Genomic DNA, 18,826 nt, shown 5'->3' with positions numbered 1-18,826 from the left:
ACATAGTGACTTTGCCGCATGCCTCCCTGTCTGGGCACAATCCCGAAAGCGGAAAACCATGAAGCTGAATTCCTTCAAGCTGGCGGCCACCGCCGTCACGAGCGCGGCCGCCGCCGCGGCGATGCTCTTCTCGGCGACTCCCGCCTCCGCCGACAACGCTCCGTACAGCGACTGCCCCGCTTGGGCGCTCTGCCTCTACCAGCACGGTGGCGGAACGGGCTCGAAGGTGGTCGTCACGCCTCCCGCGGCGGGCGGCAACACCAAGATAGTGAGGCTCACCAACACCCACTTCCTGAACAAGGAACCGGCCGACAACGCGGTGTCGTCCTGGCTGAACAACTCGCAGTGCCAGATCGAGTTCTGGGACGACCCCAACGGTGAACTGCATCCCTCCGACCTGGACTTCGCCGAGTCGTGGCACTGGGGTCTGAAGCGCGATTACGGCACGGGCTCCTCCCAGTACTACAACAACGACAGGCTCTCCTCCCTCCGGTTCTACTGCCCGTAACCCTCCGTCGCCACGCCCCCGCTGCGGCCACTCCAAGCCGAACTCCGGTCCACCCTTCGCCATTTCGAAGGGTGGACCGGACGGCGGGCTTCTCGCGTCCGGCGATCTCGGACAGGACGACCGGTTCACCGCGCCGGTCCGCATCAGGGCCCAGGGCGCGGTCGAGGTCCTGCGCGGCGTCGACCACGACCGCCACGACATCGTCTCCGCGCACCAGGAAGCCCCCGGCCACGCATGGAGTGGGATGTCGACGCCGCCTGAGCCGCCGGTCCCCGCCCGACGGCCACCCGCGCCTATCTCGGCCCGACCAGCCCGCACTCGTACGCGAAGATCACCGCCTGCACCCGGTCCCGCAGACCCAGCTTGGCCATGACCCGGCCGAGATGCTTCTTCACCGTGGGCTCCGCGAGACCGAGGGCGGCGGCGAGTTCCGTGTTGGTCAGGCCGCGGGCGGCCCCCAGCAGGACCTCCCGCTCGCGCGCGGTCAGCACGCGCAGCCGCTCCGCGTCGCCCCCGCCGTCGTCCCCTCCGGCGGGGAGCCGGTGCGCGAAGCGGTCCAGCAGCCGCCGGGTCACTCGGGGGGAGACCACGGCGTCCCCCCGGGCCACGTCGCGGATCGCCGACAGCAGCTCCTGCGGACGGCTGTTCTTCAGCAGGAAGCCGCAGGCCCCGGCCCGCAGCGCGTCGAAGGCGTACGCGTCCAGGTCGAAGGTCGTGAGCACCAGCACCCGCGTCCCGGGCACCTCGCGCAGCAGCCGCCGGGTCGCCTCGATGCCGTCGGTGCCCGGCATCCGCACGTCCATCAGCACCACGTCCGGCCGCAGCCGCCGCGCCAGCTCCACCGCCGCCGCCCCGTCGGCCGCCTCCCCGACCGGCTCCATGTCCGGTTCGGCGCGCAGGATCATGCCGAACGCCAGCCGCAACAGCTCCTCGTCGTCCACCAGCAGCACCCGGACGCTCACGGCGAGTTCCCGGGATCCAGCCGTACGAAGACCCGCCAGCCGCCGTCCGGCCGCGGGCCCGCCTCCAACACCCCGCCGAAGGCCGCGGCGCGCTCCCGCATCCCCGCGAGACCCCGCCCGGACGCGGCGGATCCCGGCCGCCCGGTGCCTGCGGCCCGCCCTTCGTCGGTCACCTCGACCGTGACCGCCCCCGGCGCGCAGGACACCCGCACCTCGGCGCGCGATCCCTCCGGGGCGTGACGCAGCGCGTTGGTCAGCGACTCCTGTACGAGCCGGTGCACGGTCAGCTGCGCCGCGGCCGGCACCCCGGCGGCCTCGCCGTCCACCCGCAGGCGGGTCGCGAGGCCCGCCGCCTCCATCCGCTCGCACAGCGCCCCGAGCTGCCCGATCCCCGGCGGCGACCGCCGGTCGTCCCCGGGCCCCGCGTCGGGACCGGCGTCCTGGAGCAGGCCCAGCGCCCGCCGCATGTCGGTCAGCGCCTGCCGCCCGGTCTCCGAGATCCGGGCCGTCACGGCGGAGGCGTCGGACGGCCGCGCGTGCCCGAGCGCGTCCGCCAGTGCCACCACCACCGACAGGCCGTGCGTCACGCTGTCGTGCAACTCCCGTGCGATCCGGGCGCGTTCCTCCTCCACCGCCCGACGCTCCCGCTCGTCGCGGTCCTGTTCCAACCGCGTCAGCCGCTCCGCCCGCGCGGCCCGTCGGATCCGGGCGGTCGCCCCGAGCAGCACGCTCGCGGCGACCGCTGCCGACATCGCGGCAGCCGAGGCGAGAAAGCGGCCCTCGGGCGCCCAGCGCGCCGCCGCCAGCACCGCCCCGGCCGCCGCCACCAGAGCCGCCGCCCACACCGACCGGGTCGGCGCTCGCGCGGTCACCGTCCCGAGGGCGACCAGCAACGCCGCGTCGGCCGGCAACTGGACACCCAGCAGCCACTGCGCGAGCGCCGCGGCGGCGATCACCGCGAACGCGGCCCGGGGCGCCCGCCGCCGCCACACCAACGGCAGCACCAGAGCGGTCTGCAGCACGAAGCCCGTACCGTCCGCCACCCGCCCCGGCCCGAGCGTCAACAGGAACAGGGCCGCCGCGAGCGCCGCGTCCGTCACCAGGGGCGGCACCCGCCCCGGCAGCCGGGCGAGGGCGCCCGGCGGGCCGATCCGTACCGCGACGGTCTCGGTCATCGTTTCCTTCCTCGCGTGCGCGTCGTCCGGCGTCTTCGCCGGAGCCCCACGGTAGGGCCCCCGCGTCCGCCGAAGCGTCCGCCCACCGGCGGAGGCCGAGGGGAGACCCCGGGACACCGGGGGCTCCTCCGTGCGGAGGAGCGGACGCGTTTTGGGGCGCCCCGCGCCCACCCGCGAGATCGTTCCCCGGCAGGGCGCCCCGCACCCCCCGGCGGCGGAACCCTGGTGGCGACCCCGCAGCCGTACCACCCGAGGAGCCCGCCCATGCCCCCGACCCGCCGCGCCCTGCTCGGCACGCTCGGCGCCGCCGTGCTCGCCACCGCGGCCGCCGCCCCTGCCCTGGGAAGCCGCCCCGCCCCCTTCCCAGGAGGCCGTCCCGCCGCCCCGACCGGGGGCCACGACCCCGGGCATACCCCCGTCCCGCTGCGCCTGCCCGCGCCCACCGGGCCCTGGCCCGTCGGCACCGTCGCGCTGCACCTGGTCGACGACAGCCGCCCTGACCCCCTGCTTCCCGCCAAGCCCTACCGTGAGCTCATGGCCGGCCTCTGGTACCCGGCGGAACCCGACGCCGGGCACCCGACGGCTCCCTGGCTGCCCCCGGCCGCCGCGGCCGACTGGGACGCGCACTCCGCACCGGCCCTCGGTGTTCCCGTCGGCGCCGCCGACTGGCGGGGGGTCAGGACCCACGCCCGCACCGGCGCGCCCGTCGCCCGCAGCGCCGGCCGGCTGCCCGTGGTGCTGTTCTCCTCCGGCGACGGCGGCTCGCGCGCCCTCGGCACCACCCTGGTCGAGGAGCTGGCGAGCCGGGGCCACCTGGTCGTCGCCCTCGACTCCACGTACGAGGCCGAACAGGTCGAGTTCCCCGGCGGCCGGGTCGAACGCGCCCTCCCGCTCCCCGACGACCTCACCCCGGAGGTCATCGCCGCCCTCCTCACAGAGCACTCCCGGGCCCGCCTCGCCGACGCCCGCTTCGTCCTCGACGTACTCGACCGGCTCGCCAGCGGGTACCGCTCCGGCACCGGCACCGGCCTGCTCCCGGAGGGGCTCGCCGAAGCCGCCGAACCGGACAGGACCGGCGTGCTCGGGCAGTCCCTCGGCGGCTCCGTCGCCGCCCAGCTCGCCCACGACGAGCCCCGCGTCCGCGCGGCGGCCGACCTCGACGGCGCTCTCCTGGGACCCGTCGCCGACAGCGGCCTCGCCAAGCCCTTCCTGCTGATGGCCTCCGGTACGAAGACCCTGCGCACCGAGCCGAGCTGGGCCTCCTGCTGGGCGGCGTCCACCGGCCCCCGGCACGCCCTGCGGCTGCGGAACGCCGCCCACGGCTCGTACACCGACCTCCAGGTCCTCCTGCCCCAGCTCGTCCGCCGCCTCCCGGTCCCCGACGCGGCCGGACTCATCGGCACCGTCGACCCCCGGCGCTCCCTGGCCGCCCAGCGCACCGCCGTCACCGCCTTCTTCGGGCGGTACCTGACGGGACGGCCCACCGGATTCCTCGACCGTCCCGGCGCCGACTGGCCGGAGCTGGAGGTGCTGCGCTGAACCGGCTCGCCCGGCACCCCTTGCGGCGCCGGGCGGCACGCCCTTCCGGCCTGCAATGCCGATGGGGGCTGCGGAAAGGGCGAGCGGGGCCGATCAGACGTGCTGGCGGGCCGCCGCGATGAACGCCCGGATCAACTCAGGTGATTTCACGCCGGGTTCGCTCTCCACGCCGCTGGAGACGTCGACGCCCCATGCCCCCGTGGCCTTCCGGGCGGCGAGGACGTTCCCCGGGTGCAGGCCGCCGGCGAGGAGCCAGCGGCCGCGCGGTGCGGTGAAGGCGGGGGAGGCCCAGTTCCACGGTTTGCCCGAGCCCGGGTCGGGGGCGTCGAGGAGGAGCAGGTCCTCGCCCAACGCGCCGCATTCGACGGGCTGCTCGGCGGCCGCCGTGGCCCGCAGCAGGGTCCGGTCCGCCGCGCGGAGCGCCTCGTAGTACTCCGGGCCCTCGTCCCCGTGCAGCTGCACGGCACGGATCCCGCTCTCCTCGGTGAGGCGCAGTACCTCGTCCAGCGGCTGCTTGCGGAAGACGCCGACGGTGAGGACGTGTTCGGGGACGCGCCGGGCGAGGCTCTGGGCGGTGGCGGCGTCGATGGTGCGGACGCTGCGGGCGAAGACGAAGCCGACGGCGTCCGCACCGGCGGCCACGGCGGTGTCCACGTCCCGCTCGGTGCGCAGGCCGCAGATCTTGACATAGGGATCGCTCATGCGGGGAGTCAACCAAATCGGGTACGCGCCGCGCGAGCCGCGGACTCGGGAGCCCAGAGGCCGGGCGTGATCTTCGGGGCCGGTGGTCGCGGCGCCCCGCGCGGCCTGGCACCATCGAGGGATGTCTGACTTGATCATCGCTGCCTGTGACGGAGCCGCGAAGAAGAATCCCGGACCTGCGGCCTGGGCCTGGGTGGTCGCTGACTCCGAGGGGCGCCCGCAGCGCTGGGAGGCCGGTCCGCTCGGCCATTCGACCAACAACGTGGCCGAGCTGACCGCCCTGGCGGAGCTGCTGGAGGCGACGGACCCGGCGATCGCGCTGGAGGTCCGCATGGACAGCCAGTACGCGATGAACGCGGTCAGCAAGTGGATCGCCGCCTGGAAGCGCAACGGCTGGCTGACCGCGTCGAAGAAGCCCGTCGCCAACAAGGAGCTCGTCGTGCGCATCGACGCGCTGCTCCAGGGCCGCGACGTAACCTTTCGGCACGTTGCCGCGCACCGCGTGGACGGCGACCACCTCAACGCGATCGCCGACGTCGCGGCCAGCGACGCCGCGACCACCCAGGAGCCCGCCGGGACCGCCCACGGCGCGCTCGCCGTTCCCGAGCCGCGCCCCGAGCGCATGACGTCCGGTGCCGAGGCCCGCCCGCGCAAGGCCGCCGCCGGGCGTACCGCGGGCGGCAAGGGCAGGAGCGGCGGCGCCGGCCCGGTCATCAAGGCCAAGTTCCCGGGCCGCTGCCACTGCCAGAAGCCGTACGGGGCCGGGGAGAAGATCACGAAGAACGCGCACGGCTGGGGCCATGTGGAGTGCCGCGACGCGTGAGGCCGACACCCGGGAGGGTGGAACGACTGCGTCCCGCGTGCGGGACGCAGTCGGTGATCTTTTCTTGGCGCACTCCCGGACGGGTGGGCCGAGTGCCGGGACAGCCGCTGGAACGTGGCCGTCCAGCACACTATGAAGTGGGTCAGCCGCGAGATCGGACGCCGCGTCGACATCGTCCAGATCTTCCCCAACCCGCCGGGCCGCCTCCACAGGGACCGCTCTTCTGCTGCGGAGTTGCCCCTGACGCGCGGGTCAAGGTCTACGGTTCCGCCGACCTGACCGATCCTCCTCCTGGAGCCCACCATGGCCACCCACCGCGAGATCCGGCTGCGCACCCGCCCCGAGCACGGCCTCCCGGCACCCGAGCACCTCGCGCTCGTCCATGCCGCCCTACCCGCACCCGCCGCTGGCGAAGTCCTCGTCAGGAACCGCTGGTTCGCGGTCTCCGCCGCGCTGCGGACCCTCATCGCCGGCGGAGTGAAGGGTGCCCCCTTCCCGCCCGTCGACCCCGGCTCGCCCCTCGTCGGCGCGGCCGTCGGCGAGATCGTGTCCGCCCCGGACGACAGCGGGCTGCGTCCCGGGGACCTCGTCTCCCACTGGCAGGGCTGGCGCGAGTACGCGGCTGTGTCCGCAGCCGACTGCACACCCCTCGGCGACTCGCTGCCCGATCCGGTCGCCCACCTCTCCCAGGGCTGGACCGCGTACGGCGCCCTCACCCGCGGCGCGGAAGTGCGCGCCGGGGACACCGTCCTCATCACCGGAGGGGCCGGGGCGCTCGGCACGATGGCCGGGCAGATCGCCCGGCTCCTCGGCGCGGGCCGTGTGATCGGCAGCACGGGCTCACCGGCCAAGGCCGAACGGCTCGTCGCCGAACTCGGCTACGACGCGGCCGTCGTCCGCGGTGCCCCTACCCCCTTCGCAGCTCAGCTCGCCGAAGCCGCGCCCGACGGCCTCGACCTCATCCTCGACACCGTCGGTGGCGAACAGCTGAGCGCCGCCGTCGCCGTCGCCCGCCCCGGAGCGCGGGCCGTCCTCGTCGGCGCGCTCTCCGGCCAGCTCGATGCGGACGGGCCCGGAACCACCGCGCGCGTGGAGCTCGATTCGTACCCGCTCATCCTCAAGCGGGTCTCCCTGCGCGGCTACAGCCCGCTCGACCACCCCGAGACCGAGGGAGAGTGGCGGGACCGGTTCGGCGACTGGCTGCGCGCCGGGGCGATCACCTTTCCGCACGTCAGAGTCGTGGGCATGGAACGGGCCGCCGAAGCGTTGCGGGAAGTGATGGAGGGGCGGCATCTCGGCGCGGTCGTGGTCGAGTTGTCGTGACGGCGACGGCGACGGCGACGGTCGCGGCAACGGCGACTATTACGGTCGCGACCGCGATGAAGGGCGGGCAGATGCGGATCGGTGACGCGGCGGCAGCGGCGGGGACCACGCCCCGGGCCCTGCGCCTCTACGAACAGCGGGGCCTCCTCCCGCCACCGGACCGTACTCCTACCGGCCAGCGGAGCTACGGCCCGGACGACGTCGCGCGCGTCCGGGTCGTGCGAGAACTCCTGGCTCTCGGGCTGACCATCGAGGACGTACGCCTCTGTGTGGATCGCCTGCCCCTTCTGGACGTGGACGCGATCCGCTCCCGGCGGGTGCCCGAGGGTGTCTGCGTGCGGGCGTCCCCGGTCGTGAGCCGCCGAATCGCGGCTCTGGACGCGGAGATCGCCCGCCTCACGCGCCAACGGGACGAGCTGGCATCGCGCTCGGCCCCACCAACGGGCCCCGGCCTGGATGGCCTCACCACCGAACGCGGCTGACGGCTGTTCAGCGGGCCGGACGGCCGGGCTGATGCCGGGGTGAGAGCCACTTGGTGGCCGAGGGTCTGGAGCTGGCGGCCGAGGCAGCGGGTTTCGCGGGCGGGGTCGAGGCGGCGTCGGTCCCAGGCAGCGCAGCGCTCCAGGTGGGAGGCGGGACCGGTCGTCGGCCTGGTAGCAGCACAGGCCGGCCACCGAGGCGCGGCCCCGAACCGCGCCCACGCGGCGATGACCTGAGGATTCCGGAGCCCTGATCCGCCGCACCGCATGGCGGGACGTCACCCGGACGGGGGAGTGCGCCAGGGGTACGGGGCTCCTGATCAGTTCCCTCCCAGGCGGGGTGCTGCGCGCGTACCTACTGCCCCAGGCCGTCGCCCTGGAACACGGCCTCCTGCGGCTGCTGTCGCCTCGCCGATCACCAGCCCGAAGAGTTCAGCCGCCCCCCGACCAAACCCAAGGTGCTTGAGTTCCGGATTAGGTCTGGAGTAACCCAACCGTGGAGGGCCCGTGAAAGAAGCTGTGTTCATCGGCGGTGTTCCGTCCGCCGAACCGGACCTGCAAGAACTGGTGGGCCGTGTCGCCCTCGGCGACGAAGGCGCGTTCGCCTCGGTGTACGACGTGGTGGCCGGTCCGGTCTTCGGCGCGGTGCGTGCTGTCCTGCGTGACCGGGCGCAGTCGGAGGAAGTGACGCAGGAGGTTCTCGTGGAGGTCTGGCGCACGGCTCCCCGCTACCGTGCCGAGCGCGGGACGGCGATCAACTGGATCCTCACCCTGGCGCACCGGCGCGCGATCGACCGGGTGCGTTCGGTGGAGGCCGCGGCGGAGCGGGACCACAAGGCCGCGCGCCTTGACCACACGCCGGACTTCGACCAGGTGACCGAACAGGTCGAGGCACGTCTGGAGCGCGAACAGGTGCGGCGCTGCCTGCGCACCCTGACCGAGATCCAGCGGCAGGCCGTCACCCTTGCGTACTATCGTGGGCTGACCTGCCGTCAAGCGGCCGAGGCCCTGGCGGTACCGCTGGGTACGGTCAAGACGCGGCTGCGGGATGGTCTGATCCGGCTGCGCGACTGCCTGGGGGTGACCGCGTGAACCCCGCTGACCTGCACACACTGACCGGTGCCTACGCGGTGCACGCGCTGTCCGACGAGGAGCGCGTTGCGTTCGAGCGGCACCTCGCGGACTGCGGGGCGTGCGCCCAGGAGACCGCCGAGCTCACCGCGACCGCCGCTCGACTGGGCCTGGCTGTGACGGCAGTACCCCGTCCCGCGCTCCGCGATGAAGTGCTGCGCCGGATCACCACGGTACGCCAGGACTCTCCGCAAGAGGCCGTCCTGCCCCGGCCGGGCGGGGTGGCCGCAGTGTGGAAGCGGCCGGTGCCGCGGTGGGCGCTCGCGGCCTGTCTCGCGGCGGCGGCCATGCTCGGCGGCACCGCTGTGTGGCAGCACCAGCGTGCGCAGAGTGCTCTGGAGCAGGTCCGGCGGGCGGAGCAGGGCGCAGACCGGATCACCGCTGTGCTCGCGGCGCCGGACGCCAGGTCCGGCTCGGCGGAACTGGGCGGCGGCGCCACGGGCACCGTCGTCGTCTCCAGGAGCCGGGACAGGGCCGTGTTCGTGGTGTCCGGGATGGCGCCTTTGCCGCGTGGGAAGGCCTACCAGCTGTGGTTCGACGACGGCGGGACCATGCGGGGCGCTGGGCTCATGGACGCCGGGCGTCGCGACCAGGCCGTGCTGCTGAGCGGAGCCGTCGGCAGGGCGTCGGGCATGGGCGTCACCGTCGAGCCCGCAGGCGGCTCGGACCACCCGACGTCCGCTCCGGTGGCGCTCCTGCGCTTCCCCGGCTGAACGTGCGTCTTCTCGTACGGCCGGGAGGGAGGGAGGTACGGGCCGCGGTGAACGCGCAGGATCCCGTGCGTGTCGGCCCTGGGGACTGGAGCCGAGCCGACGTCTCGCCCCTGCCGACGACGCGACAGTGGCGCGTCGTGGTCGACGGGCACCTGCCCGACGGCCTCGGCGCGCCGTTCCACGACGGGAGCCGGGGCTGACCGCCGCGCCATCGCAGTCCCCGCACTCAGCCCAGGAGCAACCATGGCGCACGCTGATGTCCCTGACCTGCTCTCCGCCGCAGACCACCATGAGCGGTCCACGCCGTCCCCTCGGACAGTGTGCGGTGACGGGTCAGCACCCCGACCCGTCACCGCACACTGTCCGGGTCCCTCACCCGTCTCCGGACGAGTCGTCTCCTCGGGCTCGCCGAAGGCGCCGCCAGCCACCCTCACTACCCGAAGGCATCCAAGACATGCAAGGCGGTCGACGGCCTTCCCTCGACCGTGCCGTCGTCCAACAGACGACCGGCGCGCCGACCGTACGGCTGGGTTTCCCCGTACGACAGGACCTCACCCGGCCGTGTGCGGCTACGCCTTCATCTGCGACCGCTCGCTCCATGACGTCGCGTACGACATCGTCCACCAGCAGGCTGGGCTGGAGGCCCAGCCCGCCTGGTGCTTCCGCGAAAGGTCGCCCCGGCCGCCTTGCCTACGGCCGGGGCGAGGGAGCGGGCGGTCCAGCCGTCGGCCGCTGTCGGGTCAGCTCGTGGGCATGAGGACGGTGTCGATGATGTAGACGTTGGCGTTGGCGGTCTTCACGTTCCCGCACACCACGTTGGCCGTGCCGTTGACGTTGTAGGACTCGCCGGATCCGGCGGTCGTCAGCTTCGACTTCTCCAGGGTCTCGAACGAACCGCTGCCCAAGTCTCCGGGGGCGAGCTTCTGGCCGACCACGTGGTAGGTCAGGATCTTGGTGAGCTGCGCCTTGTCGCTCAGGACCTTGTCCAGGTCCGCCTTCGGGATCTTCGCGAAGGCGTCGTTGGTCGGGGCGAACACCGTGATGTCCTTGGCGTTGTTGAGCGTGTCGACCAGACCGGCCTTCTTCACCGCAGTCACCAGGGTGGACAGCGCGGGATTGTTGGACGCCGCGGTCGCGACCGGGTCCTTGGCCATCCCGTCGAACGAACCCGCGCCGTCCTTGGGCACCGTCGCACAGGCCGGACCGAACGGCTCGCTCATCGTTCCCGCGCCGTCCGAAGAACCAGTCGTGTCCGATTCCTTCGACGCGGTGTCTGCGGAACTGCTGGACGCCTTGTCCTTGGAGTCGCTGTCGGAACAGGCGGCCAGGGCCAGTGGGAGCACTCCGGCAACAGCGACGGCAACGGCGACACGACGCACTCGACTCTGCATGACAATCCCTCATCCATCAGATCCGTGAGGGCCCTGTGCCCTCGTCACCCGTAATCCGGCACGGTCCGCCCCGGGGATTGGTCCCACACCCGAAAGAGTGAGCAGTCCTGCGTACTCCCGCCGCGGCCCCAGCCTGACCAGTACGTCTGTGTCACCATGCCGCCGCGCCGCGTGCTCCGGTGGAGCGAGCGACCAATCCGCGCACGGATCCGGAACGGATTACCCGACATGGACGAGGACACGACACCACACCGCCCGCGCGGCATCCGGCGCCTCGCGCTGGGCGCCTTGAGCGGCCTGCTCTCGGGCTACGCGGCACTCACCACCGCAGAGCTGGCCTCCGCTGCGGTCAGGCCCGAAGCAGGGCCCGTCATCGCGGTCGGCGGGGCCGCGATCGACCGCACGCCGCCCGAGGTCAAGGACTGGGCGATCCGGCAGTTCGGTACGAACGACAAGCTCGTGCTACAGCTCGGCATCCTCGCCGTACTGGCCTCCCTGGCCGTGGCCCTCGGCATGCTCGCGACCCGCCGACGCCCGCTCGCGGCGCTCGGCGTCCTGGCCCTGGGCGCCGTCGGCGCACTGGCCGCGACCGGACGCCCCGACTCCACCGGCGTGAGTGACGCCCTGCCCTCCATCGCGGGCACGGCCGTCGGCGCCGCACTGCTCTACCACCTCACCGGACGCTTGTGCCGCGCCGTCACGGAGCGACCGCCCGCCGCCCCGGCGGACACGGCATCCACGGGCCGTAACAGCGACGAAGCCGGAGGTGGCGGCGAGGACGCAACCGGTTACGAATGGGACCGGCGCGGGTTCGTCCTCGCCGCGACCGCGGCGGCCGTGGCGTCGACCGGCGCCGGTCTGGCCGGCCGGGCCCTGAACGACGCACAAGGGCAGGGCGCTGTCGCATCCCGCAACAACGTGGTCCTGCCCGCCCCGGCATCGGCCGCACCCCCCGTCCCCCGAGGAGCCGCCCTGCGTATCGACGGCATCAGCCCGTTCACCACACCCAACGATGACTTCTACCGTGTCGACACCGCCCTGGTCGTCCCCAGGATCGACACCACCACCTGGCGGCTGCGCATCCACGGCAAGGGAGTGGAGCACGAAAAGACCCTCTCATTCGAGGACCTGCTGAACATGCGCCTCATCGAACGCGACATCACCCTCACCTGCGTCTCCAACGAAGTCGGCGGACCCTACGTCGGCAACGCCCGATGGACCGGAGTCCGTCTCGCCGACCTGCTCGACCAGTGCGGAGTGCGGCCACCTTCCCGGGGCGGACCCGCCGACCAGCTCGTCGCACGCTCCGTGGACGGCATGACCATCGGCAGCCCCGTCGAAGACGTCATGGACGGCCGGGACGCCATGCTCGCCCTCGGTATGAACGGCCGACCGCTTCCCTTCGAACACGGCTTCCCCGTACGCATGGTTGTACCCGGGCTGTACGGCTACGTATCGGCCTGCAAATGGATCCGTGACATCGAACTCACCACCTTCGACGCCTACGACGCGTACTGGGTCAAGCGAGACTGGGCCCAGCGCGCTCCCGTCAAAACCCAGTGCCGCATGGACACACCCAAACCGTTCGCCCGCCCCAAGGCGGGCACGGTCATGGTCGCCGGAGTCGCCTGGGCCCAGCACCGCGGCATCGACAAGGTCGAGGTCCGCGTCGACGACGGCCCGTGGGAGGAGGCCCGCCTCGCCGCCGAAGACACCCGGGACACCTGGCGCCAGTGGTCCCACCCCTGGCAAGCGACCAAGGGGAGCCACACACTGACCGTCCGGGCCACCGACCGCACCGGCGAGACACAGACGCAGAAGCGCACGCCCACCATCCCCGACGGAGCCACCGGCTGGCACTCGGTCGTCGTCACCGTCGACTGAACAGCGCCCCGGAAGCAGGAGTGGGCAGCGCCGCGTGGTTCGCCCGACGGCTGCCGACCAGTGACGACGTGCCCGTGCCGGCCGCCTGCCCGATGGGGGCGGACGGACGGCACGGTTGTTTCATGCCGGAGGTCAGGCCTTGCGGAGGGAGAAGGCGCGAGTGGTGCCGACACAGCTGGTGGTGCTGGACGAGGCCGTGACGATCCACCCGGTCGGGATGGGCGAGTAGGAGCACACGAGGGCATACGTCTGGTTGGTGACGTTCTCGAGTGTGTACTCGACACCGCTACCAGCGCAGCTGGTGCTGCTGCCCGCGGCCGTGACGACCCATGCGGCCGGGATCGGGGAGAAGGAGCACGTCCAGACGCGGGTCTGGCCGGCAGTGTTCTTGATGGTGTAGTCCACGCCGCTTCCCGCGCAGTTGCGGCTGCCGCTGTACGAGCCCGTGACGACCCAACCGGTCGGGATCGGGGAGAAGGAGCACACGCTGAGGGTGGTGGTCAGGCCGGCGGTGTTCTTGATGGTGTAGTCGACGCCGCTTCCGGCGCACTTGATGCTGCCGCTGTACGAGCCCGTGACGGCCCACCCCGCAGGGATGGGGGAGAAGGAGCACACGTCGAAGTACGTCTGCCCGTTCGAATCGCTGATGGAATACTCGACGCGGGTGGCGGGACAGTTGCGGCTGGGGGTCGAGTGCGTGATGACCCAACCGGCGGGTACGGGCGTGTTGGAGCAGATGGTCGTGCTGGCGGTGGCCTGTTGCGGGGACGCCTGGGCATGCCCCGTCGTGCCGGTCATCACCCCCAGGAACATCAGTACGACCGTCATCAGGTGGGGTATGCGAGTCCGTAAGGTCTTCAAAACCTGCCTCGAATCTTCTTGAAAGCTACATAGCTTGCACTTATGTCGACCGGATCGTGTCAGATTTGTGTGGGCGTAACCAGAGTGCTTCCGCGGTTCAGTTGTGGCTGTCGGTCGGTGCCGCGTACGGCGGGGCGGGTACAGGCGCCCCGGCGACGGTCCCATGAGGTCCGAAGGAGACGTGCGGCGAAGTCGCCCGAACTGCTCCAGGTCAGTTCCACGCTGATGTGGAGGGGATGGCGCGCGGAACGGCGTCCCAGAAGGCGCGGACGGAGGCGCCGTGAAATCGCTCTCGGTGTGGACCTGCGCCAGCGGCGCGGTCCCGAGACCTGACGCTGCGGTGCCGGATTTCCGCGGTACTCCAGGGTGGTCTTCGCGACGGTCACGTCCGCTGGAGTCGTGTCTCGACGCCCACTCGGTGATGTCGTTTTGAGGTCATGCGGTGAGTTCGGCCGGGATGGCGGGTTCATCGGTGTCTGACTCGATCGGATGGAGGCGGGCCTTGGGGAGGAGTTCGCGTCCCATCTAGCGGCGGGCGTCGGTCCATTCGTCGTTCTGCTCGGCCAGAACGGCGCCGACGAACCGGGGCACGGCGGGTGCGGTCGGGGAAGATCCCGACCATGTCGGCGCGGCGGCGGATCTCCTTGTTGAGCCGCTCCGGGGGTACGACCAGATCTGCTTCCAGATTTCGCGCGGGAGCGGGGCGAAGACGAGCAGGTCGTGCCGGGCGGTGCCCAAGTGGGCTGCCACCTTGGGGGACTTGGCCTCCAGCACGTTCACGATATGTCGCATCTGGGCCTTCACGGCGTCGGTGCCGGGCCGTTCGAAGGCGGTAGGAGTTCTCGTCGGGGCGGCGAGCGATCACCCAGTACTGGCGGTCTTCCCGACCCCGGGCCGAATCTCCACTCTTGCCCAGTCGAAGATGCGGAGCCCGTGCGGGCCGGTGCCGCCGCGTCCCGCTTGCCTCGAACAGCCAGGTCACCAGCCGGTTCGGGTTCCAACTACTGTGTCCCGTCAGATGAGTACCGGTAGGAGGCGCCGGAGCGTCCATCGGTGTCTGCCCCATGTGTCGTTGCCCTCATCAGGGGTTATGAACCCGGGAAACAGTTCGTTCCGTCCAAGGGGGAGAAGGGTGAGTCTCGCTAGTCAGGCACTGCCTCTCGTTGGTGTCGCTATCGGAGCAGCGGTATCTCTGGCTGTCTCCGCCGCCACCGAGCGCGCTCGGTGGCGGCGCCAGCAATCCGTCCGATGGGACGAGCGGCGCCTCAACGCCTATGCGGAATACGCCCACACCGTCAAGCAACTCAGCAGCTGGTACACAGGGCTGGCCATCTCTCGGGGACTCACTACCGGGGCGACACCGCTGGAGCCGACCGATGAGGTACTCAAGGAGATCGCAGAGACAGAGGCCCACCGATCGGCGCTCGCAGAGGCCCTCTGGCTCCTTGGCGACGTGGACAGCAATACCGCCGCCATCAAACTGAACCACGCACTCTGGCACATCGAGTGGCTGGCCCGCGGTATACCGACCACCGGGATCGCCACATGGCCTGAGGCGTACCGAGAGTTCCGGAAGGCGCGCACGGAATTCCTGAAGGCCGTGCGCTGCGATCTCGGTGTCCAGGGGACGCGGATCGCCCACGACGTCCCATGGCCTCCACCGTGGCGCCCTTCGAACGACCCGGGAGCGGGAGGTTCCTGAGCCAGCGGCCTGATTTGCTCCCAAGCCCCCTGCGGTGAAACCCGGTTGGCCGGGTGGCCCGAGGGGGAGACCCCCGCTGGCCACCCGACCTTGCTTTCCCGGCCTGCGCCAGCGTTCTCCGTTCCACTTGATGCCTCCTCGCCGTCCGGGGCCTTGCGTACTGGGTCAGTGTGGTTACTGATGGCGGGTGGGCCTGGTCGGCGGGCTCCGGCACTGTCCGGGGTGCGAGGAGCGCGGCGTGGCATAGCGTTCCAGGGCGGTGCGCAGGCGGTGGCCGAAGTGCAGGTCGTACAGCACGTCGTACACCGCTTCGACGCATCGTCTGGCCGTCCGCGGGCGAACGGCGCGGCAGCGTCCAGGAGTTCGGTCTGAGCTTTGGTGCGTTCGAGGGGCCCTGGACCGGCGGGAGCAGCCGCGTCCGTCTCCTGTGGTTCGTGGTGGGCCACGGATGCTGTGGTGTCCGTCCTGGCGGCGGTGAAGTTGGGGATGTTCCTCGACAACGTACGGCGGCGTGCTGGCAAGCCCATCGCGGAGCAGCGGGCTGCTGAACTGGACGAATTCGGCACGTGCTGGTGACGGTGGCGGGGCGTGTTCTGAGTGGCGTGCTCCGGTTTCGCGCTTCTGTGCGCGTGGTGGGTACCGGCTTGCGCCGTGGCGGTATAGAACGGATGTCTCTATAGAGAAAATATGTGCTGTTTAGCAGGGGCTGTCTTTCCCCGTGGTGCGGTGCGGTGGCCGGGTTCGCTGGGCCCGGGGCGGCGTAATCCTTATGTTCTGTCGGTTCGTCGCGGGCATACGGAGTGGGTCGCCCGGTACGGGTTGGAGGAGGCCGGAGGGCTGGAGCGGGCGGCCTGGTGCCATCCGGATGCGGAGGAGGGCGAGTTGGGTCTGCTGGCCGCGTGGTACTCCTGGGCCGGGCAGCCGCCTGCTGTGCCTGTGGCGGTTCGTGATCGGGCGCGGTGCAGCTTGTGGGCCAGGACCGTGGCGGGCCGATCCGGGCAGTGGCGGCGACGCTTCGCCGAGCGTACCGAGGAACTGCGCAGTGGGGGACCGGTGTCCGAAGAGCTTCCTGCGGGGGATCTGCTGGGGCACCTTCAGGTACGGCGTCCGTTCCGTCGTTGGGCGGTGCTGCTCGTCGAGCGATCGACTGGGCGTCGTATCTCACCGCATGCCGAGAGCGCTCTGGCGGATGTGTCCGTGCTGACACACGACTTGGGCAGGACCACCGACCGGCCGGATGCTCTGCGGGCGCTGGCCCGGTTGCTTCGGTGTGATCGGTCCGCTGCGGTCGCGGCGGCCCGGAGCCTGCGCTCGGCCCGGCTGGACACGTTCGAGGCGGTGGGCCCCGATCCGGGTCTGCTGGACTGGCTCGCCGGGGACGACCGGTTGTGCCGTGCCCGTGTGTCCGCAGGTCCCGGTCCCGTGTGGGCCGGTCCCAGGGGGCTGGGGACTTCGGCTGTCCGGCCCGCTCCCCCTCACCCCCGCCCGCGCGCGTCGCACCGCCCCGCCGGTCCCGCCGGTCCGGGACGTACGACGCCCGGATACCCCTTCCTGCTTCCCGCCTTCACGCTGCCGTGGCCCGCCCGTACCAACCCCCATCTGGAGCGGGCCCGCCGCGAGGCCAAAGACTGGGCGCGGTCGGTGGGACTGCTGAGTCCGGTGGTGCTTCCGCCCGGCCCGGCGATCTGGACGGAGGAGAGCTTCGGCAGTGACGACTGGCCCCTGTTCGCCGCTCTCACCCACCCTGATGTCACGGCGCGGCGCCTGACGGTGATAGCGCAGTGGGATGTGTGCCTGCTGGCCCTCGACGACTACTTCGTCACGGCCTACAAACTGCCCAGGGACCCGGTAGGGGCACGGGTGTTCGTCGAGCGGGTTCCCCTGTTCATGCCCGTGCGGGGTGGTGGGTCGGTCCCCGTTCCGGCCAACCAGGTCGAGCATGCCCTGGCGGAGCTGTGGCAGCGCACGTCACCCGAGATGCCGACTGAGGCGCGGGAACGGTTCGCCCGCTGGGTGACCGAGTTCGTCGCGGCCAATCTCGACGAACTCGATGCCGCACTGTACGGGCACGTCCCTGACCCGGTGCACTATCTGGAGTTCCGGCGGGCGAGCGCGGGCACGGACCTCTCCGTCGGCCTCACCGGCATCCGCCCCGCCTCAGGACCGGCCCTGCGGCGTCTGGAGGACGCGTTCGCCGACACGGTCGGTCTGCGCAACGACATCTACTCCTACCGCAAGGAGATCGACGAGGAACGGGAAGTGTGCAACGCCGTCCACTGCTTCTACCACCTGCTCGGCGGGAGCCTCCAGGACGCGGTGGACGTCACCTACCGGCTCTTCCAGGAAAGGATCCAGGAATTCATCCGAGTCAGCGAACACGAGACTGGCCCCGAGCACACCGGCTACGTGACCGCGCTGCGGGACTGGATGGCCGGCGACAACCAGTGGTACCGGCACACCGGCCGCTACCGGCAGGGCACCAGCCGACACCTGCACCCGGCATGACTCCCGCGTGCGGCCGGTCCCCGCACGCCGACGGCCGACTCCACAGCTCCCGGACGTCGCCGCCCTCGGCACGGACAACCCGGCGGTGAAGTCACCGAAAAGCGACTCACTCCAAAAGCCCCCACACGGGCCTCACCCTCTACCGCGTCCGCGACCTCCTCCAGGACACACTGAAGTGCTGGACCGGTACCTGCACCGCCTGCCACCGCCCGCTACCTCGCCCCCATCAGCAGAAAGCCGCAAGATCACCGTGAAACTTGACGGAGCCCCATGAGGGACGGGCGACCGATGGGTGCCTGGGCCCCCGAGTAGCTATACATCGAGTGTATACATCATGTGTATAGTTTTGGGGCATGGCCCCTGTGACCGCATCCTGTTCCGAAACCCCTTTCACCGTCCTCGCCGCGACCGCTGGCTTCGGACTGCTGCTCGGCTGGGCAACATACAGCCTGCACGGTACGACACCCGTGTTGGATCGGGTGACCAACTCGACGACCACCTGGATCATCTGGACTGCCGCGGCCGGTGCGCTGATCCTTGGTCGGCGGCTTGCCGTCTGGGGCGGGGCGTTGATGATGCTCGCCACCTGCGGCGGATACTACGCGGCGTCCGCTCTTGGAGACACTTTCGGGAGCGGAGGCCTCGGTACTGCCGCTGTGTGGTCGGTGGCGGGGCTGGTCGGAGGACCCATGCTGGGGTGGGCAGGGTGGACAGTGCGACGAGGTCGGGGCGACCTGCGGCCGGTAGCCGGCGCGGTCATCGCGATGGTGGTGCTAGGCGAGGGGTGCTGGCTGGGTCTGGGGCTCCATTACTGGGGGGAAGCGGTCGCCTTCCTAGCCGTCGGAGTGCTGCTCACCGCTCTCCTGACCGTCTACCTGGCGCGTGCCGGTGTGCACCGGTACTGGCTGTGCGCCGCGCTCGCTCCCGTGGGCGCTCTCGTCTTCTACCTCGCTGAGAAGGCAGTCCTCAACGACCTGCTCGGATCGGTGTGACTCTGTCGTGCTCTTCGCTCGATCGCATGTGTTGGTCACGGCCATTCGTTGATCACTGCTACGAGGACGGTCGCCTCGTAGTGGACCGCGAGCTCGATGCCCCTGCGGATGAAGGAGCGATGCTGGCGGTTCCTGT

At 71.4% G+C, this 18,826-nt stretch carries 18 protein-coding genes and 2 pseudogenes; 12 read left to right on the top strand and 8 right to left on the bottom strand.

Going from position 1 to position 18,826, the window contains the following annotated elements; translation table 11 throughout:
* Window positions 1–58 precede the first annotated feature (58 nt).
* Window positions 59–508 (top strand): peptidase inhibitor family I36 protein, encoded by a 450-nt coding sequence (locus ACIBNE_RS37895; RefSeq protein ID WP_399280015.1) that lies wholly within the window; start codon window positions 59–61, stop codon window positions 506–508.
* A gap of 293 nt (window positions 509–801) precedes the next feature.
* On the opposite strand, the gene ACIBNE_RS37890 is transcribed toward ACIBNE_RS37895, so the two are convergent.
* Window positions 802–1,470, bottom strand: a complete 669-nt coding sequence (locus tag ACIBNE_RS37890; protein ID WP_399280013.1) for a response regulator — start codon at window positions 1,468–1,470, stop codon at window positions 802–804.
* Window positions 1,467–2,645, bottom strand: coding sequence for a sensor histidine kinase (locus ACIBNE_RS37885; RefSeq protein ID WP_399280011.1), 1,179 nt, complete (start codon window positions 2,643–2,645; stop codon window positions 1,467–1,469). Before ACIBNE_RS37885 ends, ACIBNE_RS37890 begins: the two co-directional genes overlap by 4 nt.
* A gap of 264 nt (window positions 2,646–2,909) precedes the next feature.
* Here ACIBNE_RS37885 and ACIBNE_RS37880 point away from each other — a divergent pair, with 264 nt between their 5' ends.
* On the top strand, window positions 2,910–4,184 hold the full coding sequence (locus tag ACIBNE_RS37880) for an alpha/beta hydrolase family protein (protein WP_399280009.1): 1,275 nt from the start codon (window positions 2,910–2,912) through the stop codon (window positions 4,182–4,184).
* A gap of 93 nt (window positions 4,185–4,277) precedes the next feature.
* Here ACIBNE_RS37880 and ACIBNE_RS37875 read toward each other — a convergent pair whose 3' ends face one another.
* The gene (locus ACIBNE_RS37875; protein WP_399280007.1) at window positions 4,278–4,886 is read right to left on the bottom strand and encodes a phosphoribosylanthranilate isomerase; all 609 of its coding nucleotides are present in this window, start codon (window positions 4,884–4,886) and stop codon (window positions 4,278–4,280) included.
* Between the two features lie 121 nt (window positions 4,887–5,007).
* Here ACIBNE_RS37875 and ACIBNE_RS37870 point away from each other — a divergent pair, with 121 nt between their 5' ends.
* The 6 genes from ACIBNE_RS37870 to ACIBNE_RS37845 all read left to right on the top strand — a co-directional run bounded on the left by ACIBNE_RS37870 (window position 5,008) and on the right by ACIBNE_RS37845 (window position 9,555).
* On the top strand, window positions 5,008–5,709 hold the full coding sequence (locus tag ACIBNE_RS37870; RefSeq protein ID WP_399280005.1) for a ribonuclease H: 702 nt from the start codon (window positions 5,008–5,010) through the stop codon (window positions 5,707–5,709).
* Window positions 5,710–6,012: 303 nt separating this feature from the next.
* Window positions 6,013–7,032 carry an MDR family NADP-dependent oxidoreductase gene (locus tag ACIBNE_RS37865; RefSeq protein ID WP_399280003.1) on the top strand — a complete coding sequence of 340 codons (1,020 nt, stop codon included), beginning with the start codon at window positions 6,013–6,015 and terminating at the stop codon, window positions 7,030–7,032.
* Between the two features lie 71 nt (window positions 7,033–7,103).
* Entirely contained in the window at window positions 7,104–7,514 is a 411-nt protein-coding gene (locus ACIBNE_RS37860; protein WP_399280144.1) for a MerR family transcriptional regulator, read from the top strand.
* Between the two features lie 504 nt (window positions 7,515–8,018).
* Window positions 8,019–8,603 (top strand): sigma-70 family RNA polymerase sigma factor, encoded by a 585-nt coding sequence (locus ACIBNE_RS37855; RefSeq protein WP_399280001.1) that lies wholly within the window; start codon window positions 8,019–8,021, stop codon window positions 8,601–8,603.
* A complete protein-coding gene (locus tag ACIBNE_RS37850; RefSeq protein WP_399279999.1) occupies window positions 8,600–9,355 on the top strand; it encodes an anti-sigma factor domain-containing protein in 756 nt (251 codons plus the stop codon). The genes ACIBNE_RS37855 and ACIBNE_RS37850 overlap by 4 nt, the downstream gene beginning before the upstream one ends.
* A gap of 47 nt (window positions 9,356–9,402) precedes the next feature.
* Window positions 9,403–9,555, top strand: coding sequence for a hypothetical protein (locus ACIBNE_RS37845; protein ID WP_399279997.1), 153 nt, complete (start codon window positions 9,403–9,405; stop codon window positions 9,553–9,555).
* A gap of 540 nt (window positions 9,556–10,095) precedes the next feature.
* On the opposite strand, the gene ACIBNE_RS37840 is transcribed toward ACIBNE_RS37845, so the two are convergent.
* Entirely contained in the window at window positions 10,096–10,746 is a 651-nt protein-coding gene (locus tag ACIBNE_RS37840) for a fasciclin domain-containing protein (RefSeq protein ID WP_399279995.1), read from the bottom strand.
* A 228-nt stretch (window positions 10,747–10,974) separates the two neighbouring features.
* Between ACIBNE_RS37840 and ACIBNE_RS37835 the strand changes: the two genes are divergently transcribed.
* Window positions 10,975–12,630 carry a sulfite oxidase gene (locus ACIBNE_RS37835; RefSeq protein WP_399279993.1) on the top strand — a complete coding sequence of 552 codons (1,656 nt, stop codon included), beginning with the start codon at window positions 10,975–10,977 and terminating at the stop codon, window positions 12,628–12,630.
* Window positions 12,631–12,762: 132 nt separating this feature from the next.
* Here the strand turns inward: ACIBNE_RS37835 and ACIBNE_RS37830 are convergent, their stop codons facing one another.
* The 3 genes and pseudogenes from ACIBNE_RS37830 to ACIBNE_RS37820 form a co-directional block, all read right to left on the bottom strand.
* Entirely contained in the window at window positions 12,763–13,458 is a 696-nt protein-coding gene (locus ACIBNE_RS37830; RefSeq protein ID WP_399279991.1) for a hypothetical protein, read from the bottom strand.
* Between the two features lie 558 nt (window positions 13,459–14,016).
* A pseudogene (locus ACIBNE_RS37825) lies at window positions 14,017–14,307 on the bottom strand (transposase); the annotation flags it as partial.
* A gap of 16 nt (window positions 14,308–14,323) precedes the next feature.
* Window positions 14,324–14,469, bottom strand: a pseudogene (locus ACIBNE_RS37820) (IS701 family transposase); the annotation flags it as partial.
* A gap of 154 nt (window positions 14,470–14,623) precedes the next feature.
* On the opposite strand from ACIBNE_RS37820, the gene ACIBNE_RS37815 reads away from it, so the two are divergent.
* On the top strand, window positions 14,624–15,193 hold the full coding sequence (locus ACIBNE_RS37815) for a hypothetical protein (protein ID WP_399279989.1): 570 nt from the start codon (window positions 14,624–14,626) through the stop codon (window positions 15,191–15,193).
* Between the two features lie 174 nt (window positions 15,194–15,367).
* Here ACIBNE_RS37815 and ACIBNE_RS37810 read toward each other — a convergent pair whose 3' ends face one another.
* Window positions 15,368–15,499 (bottom strand): hypothetical protein, encoded by a 132-nt coding sequence (locus tag ACIBNE_RS37810; RefSeq protein ID WP_399279987.1) that lies wholly within the window; start codon window positions 15,497–15,499, stop codon window positions 15,368–15,370.
* A 1,335-nt stretch (window positions 15,500–16,834) separates the two neighbouring features.
* On the opposite strand from ACIBNE_RS37810, the gene ACIBNE_RS37805 reads away from it, so the two are divergent.
* Window positions 16,835–17,698 carry a hypothetical protein gene (locus tag ACIBNE_RS37805; RefSeq protein WP_399279985.1) on the top strand — a complete coding sequence of 288 codons (864 nt, stop codon included), beginning with the start codon at window positions 16,835–16,837 and terminating at the stop codon, window positions 17,696–17,698.
* A 353-nt stretch (window positions 17,699–18,051) separates the two neighbouring features.
* Window positions 18,052–18,690, top strand: coding sequence for a DUF6518 family protein (locus ACIBNE_RS37800; protein WP_399279983.1), 639 nt, complete (start codon window positions 18,052–18,054; stop codon window positions 18,688–18,690).
* Window positions 18,691–18,826 lie beyond the last annotated feature (136 nt).

The sequence above is a fragment of the Streptomyces sp. NPDC050504 genome (genome assembly GCF_044458065.1).
Classification (GTDB): domain Bacteria; phylum Actinomycetota; class Actinomycetes; order Streptomycetales; family Streptomycetaceae; genus Streptomyces.
This window is presented reverse-complemented; position numbering and strand designations above follow the sequence as displayed.